Source organism: Rhodococcus sp. T9N (genome assembly GCF_024436645.1).
Taxonomy (GTDB): Bacteria; Actinomycetota; Actinomycetes; order Mycobacteriales; family Mycobacteriaceae; genus Rhodococcus_F; species Rhodococcus_F qingshengii.
Genome location: NZ_JAMSKS010000043.1, coordinates 1 through 10,265, shown reverse-complemented (window position 1 = coordinate 10,265; position 10,265 = coordinate 1). Strand labels below are relative to the sequence as shown.

General features: G+C 61.6%; 16 protein-coding genes. All 16 read right to left on the bottom strand.

Going from position 1 to position 10,265, the window contains the following annotated elements; genetic code table 11:
* Positions 1-563 (bottom strand): major capsid protein (locus tag M1L53_RS32545; protein WP_315974189.1); only part of this gene is annotated, 563 nt, incomplete at its 3' end.
* Positions 564-580: 17 nt separating this feature from the next.
* Positions 581-955, bottom strand: a complete 375-nt coding sequence (locus M1L53_RS32540) for a capsid cement protein (RefSeq protein ID WP_261949462.1) — start codon at positions 953-955, stop codon at positions 581-583.
* A gap of 15 nt (positions 956-970) precedes the next feature.
* Positions 971-1,519 carry a hypothetical protein gene (locus M1L53_RS32535; protein ID WP_261949461.1) on the bottom strand — a complete coding sequence of 183 codons (549 nt, stop codon included), beginning with the start codon at positions 1,517-1,519 and terminating at the stop codon, positions 971-973.
* Positions 1,520-1,575: 56 nt separating this feature from the next.
* Positions 1,576-2,496, bottom strand: coding sequence for a hypothetical protein (locus tag M1L53_RS32530; RefSeq protein ID WP_261949460.1), 921 nt, complete (start codon positions 2,494-2,496; stop codon positions 1,576-1,578).
* Complete coding sequence (locus M1L53_RS32525; RefSeq protein WP_261949459.1) at positions 2,493-4,067, bottom strand: phage portal protein; 1,575 nt, start codon at positions 4,065-4,067, stop codon at positions 2,493-2,495. The genes M1L53_RS32530 and M1L53_RS32525 overlap by 4 nt, the downstream gene beginning before the upstream one ends.
* A gap of 17 nt (positions 4,068-4,084) precedes the next feature.
* The gene (locus M1L53_RS32520; RefSeq protein ID WP_261949458.1) at positions 4,085-5,719 is read right to left on the bottom strand and encodes a terminase; all 1,635 of its coding nucleotides are present in this window, start codon (positions 5,717-5,719) and stop codon (positions 4,085-4,087) included.
* A complete protein-coding gene (locus M1L53_RS32515) occupies positions 5,700-6,125 on the bottom strand; it encodes a hypothetical protein (protein ID WP_261949457.1) in 426 nt (141 codons plus the stop codon). The genes M1L53_RS32520 and M1L53_RS32515 overlap by 20 nt, the downstream gene beginning before the upstream one ends.
* 176 nt (positions 6,126-6,301) lie before the next feature.
* A complete protein-coding gene (locus M1L53_RS32510) occupies positions 6,302-6,523 on the bottom strand; it encodes an HNH endonuclease (protein WP_261949456.1) in 222 nt (73 codons plus the stop codon).
* A 694-nt stretch (positions 6,524-7,217) separates the two neighbouring features.
* Positions 7,218-7,502: an HNH endonuclease gene (locus M1L53_RS34960; protein WP_397517579.1), complete on the bottom strand. Its 285-nt coding sequence runs from the start codon at positions 7,500-7,502 to the stop codon at positions 7,218-7,220.
* The gene (locus M1L53_RS32505) at positions 7,502-7,759 is read right to left on the bottom strand and encodes a hypothetical protein (RefSeq protein ID WP_261949455.1); all 258 of its coding nucleotides are present in this window, start codon (positions 7,757-7,759) and stop codon (positions 7,502-7,504) included. Before M1L53_RS32505 ends, M1L53_RS34960 begins: the two co-directional genes overlap by 1 nt.
* 65 nt (positions 7,760-7,824) lie before the next feature.
* Entirely contained in the window at positions 7,825-7,974 is a 150-nt protein-coding gene (locus tag M1L53_RS32500) for a hypothetical protein (RefSeq protein ID WP_261949454.1), read from the bottom strand.
* Between the two features lie 8 nt (positions 7,975-7,982).
* Positions 7,983-8,129, bottom strand: coding sequence for a hypothetical protein (locus M1L53_RS32495; protein WP_261949453.1), 147 nt, complete (start codon positions 8,127-8,129; stop codon positions 7,983-7,985).
* Positions 8,129-8,563, bottom strand: coding sequence for a PE-PPE domain-containing protein (locus M1L53_RS32490; RefSeq protein WP_261949452.1), 435 nt, complete (start codon positions 8,561-8,563; stop codon positions 8,129-8,131). Before M1L53_RS32490 ends, M1L53_RS32495 begins: the two co-directional genes overlap by 1 nt.
* A gap of 322 nt (positions 8,564-8,885) precedes the next feature.
* Positions 8,886-9,083, bottom strand: coding sequence for a hypothetical protein (locus M1L53_RS32485; RefSeq protein WP_261949451.1), 198 nt, complete (start codon positions 9,081-9,083; stop codon positions 8,886-8,888).
* Positions 9,084-9,234: 151 nt separating this feature from the next.
* Positions 9,235-9,705 carry a DUF6221 family protein gene (locus M1L53_RS32480; RefSeq protein ID WP_261949450.1) on the bottom strand — a complete coding sequence of 157 codons (471 nt, stop codon included), beginning with the start codon at positions 9,703-9,705 and terminating at the stop codon, positions 9,235-9,237.
* Positions 9,702-10,265, bottom strand: a 564-nt coding sequence (locus M1L53_RS32475) for a hypothetical protein (RefSeq protein ID WP_261949449.1), incomplete at its 5' end; no start/stop codon positions are given. The genes M1L53_RS32475 and M1L53_RS32480, both read right to left, overlap by 4 nt.

Below are 10,265 nucleotides of genomic sequence, written 5' to 3'. Positions count from 1 at the left end.
GCCGCGAAGTCCGCTGCAGGCTGAGCTGCATTCGACGTCGTGGTCAGGGTTGCAGCCTTCGCGCCCGCCCACGACGTGCCGACAACCTGCACATCAGCGCCGGTGGCGGTGATGCTGGCTTCGAGCGTCGCGATGGCTTCCGCGTGGAGATCGCGGGTGATGCTGTTGCCGAGTTTGCGACCCTCGGTCTCGATGGACGAGAGGTCATTGCGGTCACGGGCCTCGTCGGTGACGCGGAACTTACCGCCTCGCTTCTCGACCTTGGCGACCTTGGGCTCGGGGCGATCGAACGTCGCCTCCGGGAACTCGGCGCCGGGTGCGACCTTCTGTGCGCCACGAGTGGCGAACAGGTCATTCGAGCGCAGCTCGTTGTAGATCAACGCGCCACCCTCGACCGAGCCGCCGGTGCGGAAGATGCGGTCAGCGAAGAAACGCTTGAGGGCCATATCCGAGATGTACTGATTGATGCGGGTCGGCTGCTTCAGCATGAGGTCGACCGTGAGTGAATTCCCGTTGAGCGCAGGGCTTCCGAGCGGGTATTCCTGATTGTAGGCAGTAGCCATTTCTTGTCTCCCTCCGCTTACTCGTAGAACGCAATGAGGACGTCGGCACCGTCGGTGCCTGCTTCGACGGCCTTGCCGACCGCCTTGCCGGTGGCAAGAGTGATCGCCTTACCGGACGCTCCGACCTCGACCTCGGCGCCGAAGGCGATGGTTCCGCCGGCTGCGACGGGGAGGATGCCGCCGCGGAGGATTCCGAGGAGTCCGCCCGAGGGTGCGTCGAACGCTGCGACACCGAGCGCCTTGGCGCCGGCTGCTGCGGGTGCGACCTTGATCAGGCCCGATGCGTCTCGGGTTGCTGACACGTCGACGAAAGTCTTACCTGTGACCGCGGCGGTGGTGAGTCCAGTGATGTCTCGACCAGGCCGGAACAGGGGTGCGCATTCATTTGCCATGAGTGCAGTCCTTTCCTAGCGTTGTTCCCGGGTGGCGGGTCGCCACTGCGCGGGGTATGCGTTGTCCTCCGCCGCGGGCGGCTGAGGGGAGGCGCCTGGCCTCAATGTCTCCACTGGGCGATTGCTCGGCGGGGCCGGCGGATCAGTGGGTGCTGCTGGAGTGGACCGCGCCGCGAGGCGGGCTGCCCTGGACTCCAGTTCTTCTCGGGTACCGGACCCGAGCAAGTCGTAGTCCTCTTCGGAGATTCCGTGCTTTGCGGCGACGGCCTCGACGATGAGTTGTGTGTTCTGCTGCGCAAGGGCTTCCGCCCGTTCGGTTGCGCGCTGAATCTCAGTCTTGGTGGCCTCTTCGGCCTCTTGGTGCTTGGCGACGATCGGCTCCACTTCGCGGAGTTTCGTTCTGTAGCCGGCACTTTCCTTGCGAAGCTTGTCGACGTACGCCTGGTCGTACACCTTCGGCTCTTCTGAAACCGGCTCAGCGGGAGGGGTTTCGACAGCGGGAGGTTCGATAGGCGGAGCGATTTGCTCGATCGAAACTTCGGGAGGTGCAGTTGTTTCTGACATGACGAAGGAACCCTCCTGGGGTCTCGTGTGTGATTCCGCGCCATCTGGGCGCGGGGTTAGATGTCGGCTTCGGGTTCGCGGTCAGGGTCCGCGATGAAGCGGCCGGCAGTACCGTCGACGATTTCCTGATTCAGGGCAGCAGTGAACGCCTTGAGGGCGCTCTTGCCGTTCGTCCCCGCAGTAGATGAAGCCCAGAGCTGTTCGAGCGCTTCGTATTCTTCGCGGCCGACCCAGTCTTGATCCTCGCGGACGAGAACGACTTCGCAGTCGCAGTTGTCGTGATACGCCTTGCCGTCGACACCGCCCGCATCCGATGCAGACTTCTTCGACTTGAAGACGGGGCCTCTGGAAGCGAGCATGGCGCAGAACCCGCAGGATTCAGCACCGGTGAGGACTCGGGCCCAGCCGATCTCGGGACCGTCATCGTCTTCGTCCGATTCCACTGCGTCAGTGAGCGCTTCACGGCTCGGCATTCGGGCGTGACGTTCCGCGACCGCCTGAACCTTGTCGGCGATCACCTTCACTACCTCGGGATCTCGCCGATTATCCTCGGTCACTTCCACGCTGACGCGAGAAGATCGCCGAGACTCAGGATCTACGACAGTCACCGACACCCGCGGCCTGCGCTCAGTAGCCTCGCCCGGGTCGTCGACCGTGACAGTCGCATTCGACGAACGATCCGAGACGAGAGTGACGTTTTCGAGCATTGTTACGACCGCTTGGCGCTCATACCTGCGCACCGGCTGCACCGGCGGTGTCGGAATCTCGAGCGCCTGCGCCTGAGTTTCAAGCATCTGCGCCCCGAGTGCGTGCGACTGTGCACGCGCCCTGCGGATCGCCGGCAACATTGCTGATGCCAACTGCTCCCGCTGCTCCAGTGTGACCGGAACACCCTGCTGAACAACAGCGTTGCGGACCTGCCTGCGCATCGTCCGCAACAGCGCGTCCATCACGACCCGGAAGCGGGACCGCTTCACGTAGCGCCCTTATCCTCGAGCCCGGTCGCATCAGCCGCCAAAGGCCGCAACGACACAGGGATAGCGCCGGTGAACTTCGTCCCTGACAGCCCGACCTGAGTTGCCGCATCCTGCGGATCCACGCCCGCACGAATTGCCACACCGAGTGCATCGAACTTGCGCTTCATTGCATCAGCATCAGCGAGTTCGTCGACGGGGAGAATCCCCAAGTCCCGAGCAGTAGCCGCAACCTTCGCCCGATCGACCTTCGTCTTCGTCCAGCCGGGAATGTCCTCCCATAGCGCCTCGACAGGAACATCGAGCATCTGCGCGAGCTTGCCGAGACCATCCACCGTCTGCGCGAACGAACGAGCCGTCGCATCACGCCACTTCACCTCGGACGCGAAATCTGCAGCAGACTCAGCATCACCGGTGATATGCGCCGACGTGCGAAGCACCTGCTCCCACGACTCCCCGAACGACGTCTCGATCTCCGACGACTTCCGTTCCTTGCCGGTCTCAAGGGCCGCAAGAGCAGCCTCGGAGATATTCGAGATGCCGTCGATGCCGAGGTTCTGTGCGGGAACCTGGCCGATCGCTGAGAGATCACGAACGGCAGACGCTTTCGACTCCAAGTACCCCTTGAGGTCGCCGGCGTCGAACTGTCCGACCTTCACATCAGGGTCCTTGAAGAACCATGTATCGGATGCGGCCTGGCGTAGAGCCTGCGCCTGATCGTCAGGCATCCAGCCGATCACGTACCGCTGAATGAACGAGCTGTAATACTGCGCGATCAGCATCTCGAACGTCGTCTCGTCGATCCGGGACTGAACCGCCAGTAGCGGCTCGATAATGCCGAACTGCTCCTCGCCGTCCAGTAGCATCCGGTCCTGGAACCGCACGATCGGACACACGCCGACGCCGTGGTCACGGCCCTCGATGTACTCGAAGTTCGACGCATTCGAATATGCCGGGTCAGCCCAGCCGAACTGCGACACGGGCTGATTCTTGATGCCGATGAAGTGCACAGATTTCTCGTCGTACAGACGAATCATCGGGCCCTTGATTTCGAGCGCCATAATCGGCCAGTCGTCATCAGTCGGGGTGTCGCGCCGCGGATCCCACTCCATCGGCTCCCCGTACAGGGCTGTCATCTGCCGAGGTGAGATGCCGCGAATGAACGCCGCATCCTCACTACCCGAGACGAGCGACGGAAGCACCGACACATACGACGCGCCATACTGCAAGGCGCTCCGATGAACGCCGGCCTGACGAGCATCGAGTTTGTTGCGCTGCCACCACTGCCACGGCCGCGCCGTCACCTTGTCCGCACTCGAAAAGTAGTTGTCCACCTTCATTGACTGCGAGAACGTATCCAGCACCAGCGGAAGGAAGTTCGTCTGCGCCCGCAAAGCCAAACCCGCCAACGGATGCGGATCGCCCGTCTGACCCTTCACGTGGAGGTGACCCATCGCATTCTCGGGAGTCCACGGAAGCATCGCCGCCGCAATCCGATCCAAACGCTGAGCCTCGTACGACCGGGCACTGACGAGAACATTCCTCGCCGCATCTATGGCCTGGGCCTTGTTCACTCAGACCACCTCAATTCTCAGACGAAGAACGCCTCATTAGTGCGCTGCTTGACGGTCTTGCCATTCAGGACGAGCCGATAGACCATGCGAACGCCGATGACACACACGCAGGCGTCGATCTTGTCCGGCGAGTTCGGGGTCTCTTTCTTGACCGACACCCCATATCGACCTTCATGACGTCGTGCGTTCCGGACATGCGCCGACGTGCGCGCATCCCCGTCGTGAGTGAAGGCACCCTCTCGGATCTCCGCCTCGGCGAGTTCAGCCGCCATTTCGAAGTCGTACGAGTGCGAGCGCATATCCCATGCGATCGGCTCCGGTGACTTACCGCCCGGAACCGCCCAGAGTTGCAGAACATCTCGATACCGCTGCGGCCACGTGATCTTCGTCAGCGACTCGAACTCTCGGACGTCAGCAAAGAACGCAACGACCTCGTATTCGTCGAACGCCTTCTGGACCCGCAAGTCGACCGCTTCGACATCCACCGAGGCGGATTCGCCGTCGTGACTATTGCCGGGCGACCACACTCCGAGGGTGAAGACATGACCATCAGCCATGCAACACCCCAGAAGAGCCGAGTCATCACGCGACTTCGAGCCATCGAAAAACATCACGATCCGCTCGCCAGGCTCGACTACGCGCCCGTGATTCAAAGGCCCCATCGCCGCCCACTGCTGCGGATCCGCCCATGAATCTTCCGGCGCAGTCGGCCAATTCATGTACTTGCGCTTCGAGTCGTCAACCTTCGACGACGGAGACCAGATGCGAGTCATGATCGGCGGGTACTTCACCCAAGGGCAATCGTCGTAGACGAACTCCAGCGCCTTGCGAAGCGACTCCTCGTCGGCGAGATCCGTATCCGGCGGCGCCATTCGGGCGTCGTACAGGATCTTCGACTCGTTGCGCGTGACTCCATCTTCTTGCGCAACCCAGTCATCCCAGGTCGACTCGGCAACGGAACCAATACCCGGCTTCCACGCATTGGCCGTCTCGAGCATCCGTGAACCAGACTTCGCGAGATTGTCCATCAGCGTCGCGTGCAGTGTCGGACCGCCATTTCCAGGCAGCCACCACTCCGTCTCATCCGCCACAATCGCCGAGGCCTCAGCACCTTCCGCGGAGTGCGCTGACGCTGTGATCGTGTGGAGCTTCCCGTCCTCGCCCTTGTCGTAGATCGTCTTCCCTGGAACCAAGGCGTGGTCCAACGTCACCCTCGACCCCTTGGGCGCGAACGCCCGGACCATACGCATCGTGTTCGCCGTCTGCGATTCCGACGTCGCTGCGATCTGCACCCACGGCATTGCGACCGGCTTGCCGACGCAACCACCCGGAGCGTGAGAGTCTAAGTCCAGCAGTCGCACCGGAGCGCAGAGCTCCATCAGCGACAGCACGCCCGCGAAGGGCGATTTGCCGGAGCCCTTCGCCAACCGCCGAACGCCGTAGTGGTAGATCCACGAACCGTCCTCGTTCAGCGCGTACCAATGCAACAAGAAACGCATTTGACCAGGCGTAAAGTTGAACCGCTCACCGGCATGAGGTCCATTCGGCTGACGTAGGTACTTCATCGCCCACTTGGCAGCCTCGAAGCCGAGGGTCAACTCGGGAAGAGTTTCAGGAAGGGTTGCGAGGCGGTCAGCCGCCGAGGCGGGCACGCCACTCTTCGATGTTGGCTACGGCAGCATCCTCATCGGCATCGACGCGCTTCGCCTGAAGCTCGATACCGATACGCCGTTTGTCGGCCGGCGAGATCAACAGTGCCGCAAGGCCGGATTGCACTGCCGCCCAAGCCTGTGCACCGGGGGTTCGCCCCGAGGTCAACAGCTCGTTCAGGTAGTGCAACTCCAGTCGGGCGCGCTGCCAGTCGGCCGGCGAGAAGTACTTACCCTCCACCGACCCTGCAAGGGAGCCGTACAAGTCCTTCACAAGATCGTGCGCGTCGAATCCCAACTCGGGGGCATCGACGGCGCCCTCATGCTTCTCACCCTCGGCCTCGCCGTAGGACTTCGGCTTATTCCGCCGGCGCCGCTGTGATTCCGGCTTGGGAACTGGACCTGGCATGGCGACCTCCTGGGTCTAGGCCGCCACCAGGACGGCCTCTAGAACTGTGACCCGAAGGTCGAAATCCTTAGTCGGAGCGGCCTTGTATCCCGTACGGGGTCAGCGGCTGTATGCAAGGCGCCGTCGGGCTCGATTTCAATCCAGAGGCATGCCCCACCCTCATGGATTTAGCCCCCTCAGCCGATCAGGGCGAGCTGCTCACCGGCACCGCGATCTCCCTTCCTGCTGTTGCACAGGAAGTGCGCTGTCGCAACATTGGCCGGCTCATGTGTGCCGCCTGCCGCCAGTGGAATGAGGTGATCAATCGTGGGAGCCAGCGGGTGTGGCACGACCATGTCGCGCTTCACTCGGGTGTTGCATATGTGACACTGCCAGCGATCACGTTCAAAGATCTTCATTCGATGGACATCCGCAACGTACGCATTCTTCATTCGTGCGCGACGGCGGTCCTTGCTGAGTCCGCGGACTTGCTTGTCATACCTCGCTGCGCACGTGTCCGAGCAGGTACGTGATGTCGACTGTTCGCCCCACCATGTTGCTATGAACTTGGTGGTGCATATGGCACAGGAGATCTGAGCTTTGGTTGACGCGCTCACGCTGCCCTGAGCTGCTCTCAATTGACGACTGAGGGCTCTACGCCTACGCGTCGCTCGGGCATCGGCCTTGCGCTGCTGCTCGAATGCGAGCAACTGTGCGCTCTTGCATGCCGAACATCGAACGCTGTCGCGCCGCACTCCTGTGCTCCCACACTCGATGCATGAGTTCTTCTGGTTGCCTGCCTGTTTACATTCCGGGGAGCACCAGCGAGGCTTCTGCCCTCGCGCTACTGGTCGCTGACAAGACTTACCGCAATGGCCGCAGTTCCATGTCCAGATGCGCGGGCGTGCGTTGCGCATCCTCCGGCATGGCCGACACGTTGCTTGCCCCTCAGGGAGTGACGATGTGCCCCTCCACATTAGGTCTCCACATTGCGAGCAGGGCAGGTCCTTGTTGTGCGACATCAGTTACTCCCAATGAATGTCGGAGAGCCTCGCAGCATTGGGACTGCGAGGCTCTCCTGCCCTTGGGGATCAGCCGAGGGTGCTTATGTGGTCAGCGAAGCCCGGGGTGCCTCTGCATGGGTAGCGTCAGTCGGGATCGCTTGGCGGCTCTCGCTCGGCGTGACTCGCCGGCTGTCTTGGCCTTATGGCATGGGGTGCACAGCGTGTGCAGGTTGTGGTCCTCGTCGGTACCGCCGGCCTTGACGTTGACCTTGTGGTCTACCTCGTGGCCTTGTGCTCCACACGCTTGACATGTGTACGAGTCACGGACGCGGATGCGGTGGGCTACATCTCGTGGCACACCGCGGTACCGGTCGGCTTGCTTGCTCCATGCCATCAGGCGTCGGCCATCTCATGCCAGTTGCCGGCAGGCGGTACAGCGCAGTGAATCTCGACGCGCTTCAGTGTCTTGTGATCACTAAGGAAGATGGCCCGCAGTGCAGTGTGTCTTGAATCCTTAGAGGTGGTGAGCGTTACCGTCTCGCTCCCCACCGTAATGAAGCAGACTTGGGGCCGAAGCATAAAGGGCAGGCCGAGATCGTCGGGGTAGAACTCAGGTTCCGGCACCGAGAACTGAACATGCTGCAGAGTCACTGGATCCTCGGTGGCCCACCAGTAAGTGGGAGGTGCACAGTCTCTGCAGTTGCATGCATATCCAGTCATCGCCTGCCTCCATGCATCTGCACATGCTTGGAGTCGAGCAGGTGATCCATCGTGGTCTCTAGCACTTCGATCGCAGTGAGGTCGTTGTCGAACTGCGCGATTCGGATCTTGTTGGAAACGTCATACAGCTGGTCATCGATACTCATCACTGGACTCACCGCCCCTCTGCGCTTTGGTGACGCCCGATGCGCAACAGGCTGTCGACATAGCGGGCCAGGGCTTCTCTACCGTTGAGATGGCCGAAGATGTAGATCGTGTCGGCGCCTTCGCCATCCGTAAGCGTGCTCTCGGCTTGGATCATCACTCACCGCCTTGGTCGTCGGTACCGAACCACTCGGGCTCGCACTCGGTGCAGGCGATGAACTCGCCCAGGCTGAGCACTCCGTCATCGAGGACGGAATACAGCACCCCGGACACGCCGGCGTTCTGCGGTTCCGTGAGGACATCACCGGCGATCCTGGCGCCCTGGCTGTACGCCACTACAAGAGTGTCGTCAGGTGCATCAGCGAGTTCCTCACGCAGAGCCTGACTCCCAGCCGCCACCGACTGGTCGTAGCTCGGCCACAACACCGTCGCCGGGTAGTCGATGTACGTCACCGTGTCGCCCGGCTGGATCTCCGGAGCCAACAGTGCTGCACCAGCCCTGCCTGTGCCGTCGACAACGATCACGTTGCGGGCGTTGGCAGGTGAGGCGAGAAGCAGTGAGGCGAAGGCGGACACGGCGAGGATAGTCATCGTTGCGCGCATCAAGGCCCTCGATTCAGGTCCAGGACTACCGAGTGACGCGAAGTTTGTGGCCCCGCCGACCGCGTTGGCAGTGGCGGGGCATCCTGAGGCTGCGCTGGCTGAGCGGCAACACCTCAGGGGATTGTGGTCAGTTCACGGAGCGCCGAAGATGCAGATGTGTGCGCAGTGATTGACCACAAGAATGTGCAGGTGAGGCAACATCACTCACCGGCGGGTAAGCAGTGGAACTCACCCCAGATATGACTCAAGCGCGACAGTGGATTCTCATCCACTCCGCGCTCAAGGCGAAGCCTACAGGGTCACTACCCACTTATCCAGTTGATACAGGCGTACTGCCGAGGGCTTCCATATCCAGTTCAGCGCGCTGCACCTCAATGGTCTTGATCGCGTCGATCTGGAGGATGAGCAGGGCCATGATCAGGTTCTTGTCGTTCTCGCAGCCTGGCTTCTGAGACAGGAGGCTCTCTGCGACTCTGCGCCTCTCAGTCCAGTCGGTCATATCGTCCATCCGCCCTCTGCGCGCACGCTTCCGTCATTGTTGACGGCGAGTCTGATTTCCCGGTCATCGTTTGGCATTACCGAGATCAAGCTCTGGAATCCATTCGGCATTGTGATCCGTAGCTTCACATGTCGCTTCTTCTTCCATTCACTGAGGAAGCTCACAATGCCCACTCCTTCTGATAGTCAGGATGATCGGAGTAGATACAGGAGAGAGCGCGCAGCACTTCAACTAGTGCCTCAGACTTGAAGATCCACTCCCACTTGACATCGTCATCGTCTTCTTCCATCTGCTCTCGGACACGATCTGCCCATAGATACTTACCGATGACCGATCGTTTGGCTGCTATCTCACGGAGGATGCGGGCGGGGTCATGGCGGGCGATGTGATCCATGGCTGGCGACGGCTCGGCCTTGCAGTCATAACCGAGAGGAAAGCCCGGAAGGTCCCCCACTCCACTCGTGGTCGGGAACTCTTCGACGGTGCGCAGCCAGCGCGGCGACTCTGGATCGTCGTCATCGGCCGTCGATTCCCACTCCCAGTGGGTGCCAGGCCGGTCGGGTGTGATCGCTTCACGCGCCACAGCTTCATCTTCCGCCAGCCGTGCTTCGAGGAACTCAACGATCGTCATGCGCTCATCTTCCTCTGCCTGCACGGAAACTGCTCATGCGCATCCAGCACATCCCCCAGCCGATACACCACCAGATCCCTCTTCGGCATCGACACCACCCGACACGGCTTCAACGCCCCCGCCTTCAACAACGTCTCGATCCGCCGAGCATTCAACTCCGGCAACCCCAACTCATGCCGCATCCGGGCAATCGCAGCAGCATTCAACTCCGAGTTCCGGGCCTGAGCCACATCCACCACTGGAACAGCAACATCGTCATCCGCAGGAATGTCCATCGCCCGCCGGCACCGCTTCATCGCCCCCTCGATCCCCGGCAACGCATCCTCCGCACCCTGAGTCATCGCCAGAGACGCCAGATTCTTCCGCAACCACACCGACACCCCCACGACAGAATCCGAGCCGTCGTAGGAGATGTAGCGCTCCTCGCATACCAGTCGAGCCCAGGTGTTCAGCTCATTGCGGAGGTAGTCACCGGCATCGGAGGCGCCGACGTTGAACGGCATCGGCTGCTCGTCACTGCCCGAGCTGATCTTCATCCCCCCCTTGCCGGTGCGGTCCTG

Excerpts from the sequence above, each read along its gene's own strand:
- M1L53_RS32540 (WP_261949462.1), bottom strand. The coding sequence starts at position 955 with ATGGCAAATGAATGCGCACCCCTGTTCCGGCCTGGTCGAGACATCACT.
- M1L53_RS34960 (WP_397517579.1), bottom strand. The coding sequence starts at position 7,502 with ATGGCATGGAGCAAGCAAGCCGACCGGTACCGCGGTGTGCCACGAGAT.
- M1L53_RS32515 (WP_261949457.1), bottom strand. The coding sequence starts at position 6,125 with ATGCCAGGTCCAGTTCCCAAGCCGGAATCACAGCGGCGCCGGCGGAAT.
- M1L53_RS32480 (WP_261949450.1), bottom strand. The coding sequence starts at position 9,705 with ATGACGATCGTTGAGTTCCTCGAAGCACGGCTGGCGGAAGATGAAGCT.
- M1L53_RS32485 (WP_261949451.1), bottom strand. The coding sequence starts at position 9,083 with ATGGACGATATGACCGACTGGACTGAGAGGCGCAGAGTCGCAGAGAGC.
- M1L53_RS32490 (WP_261949452.1), bottom strand. The coding sequence starts at position 8,563 with ATGACTATCCTCGCCGTGTCCGCCTTCGCCTCACTGCTTCTCGCCTCA.
- M1L53_RS32500 (WP_261949454.1), bottom strand. The coding sequence starts at position 7,974 with ATGAGTATCGATGACCAGCTGTATGACGTTTCCAACAAGATCCGAATC.
- M1L53_RS32510 (WP_261949456.1), bottom strand. The coding sequence starts at position 6,523 with ATGAAGATCTTTGAACGTGATCGCTGGCAGTGTCACATATGCAACACC.
- M1L53_RS32535 (WP_261949461.1), bottom strand. The coding sequence starts at position 1,519 with ATGTCAGAAACAACTGCACCTCCCGAAGTTTCGATCGAGCAAATCGCT.
- M1L53_RS32495 (WP_261949453.1), bottom strand. The coding sequence starts at position 8,129 with ATGATCCAAGCCGAGAGCACGCTTACGGATGGCGAAGGCGCCGACACG.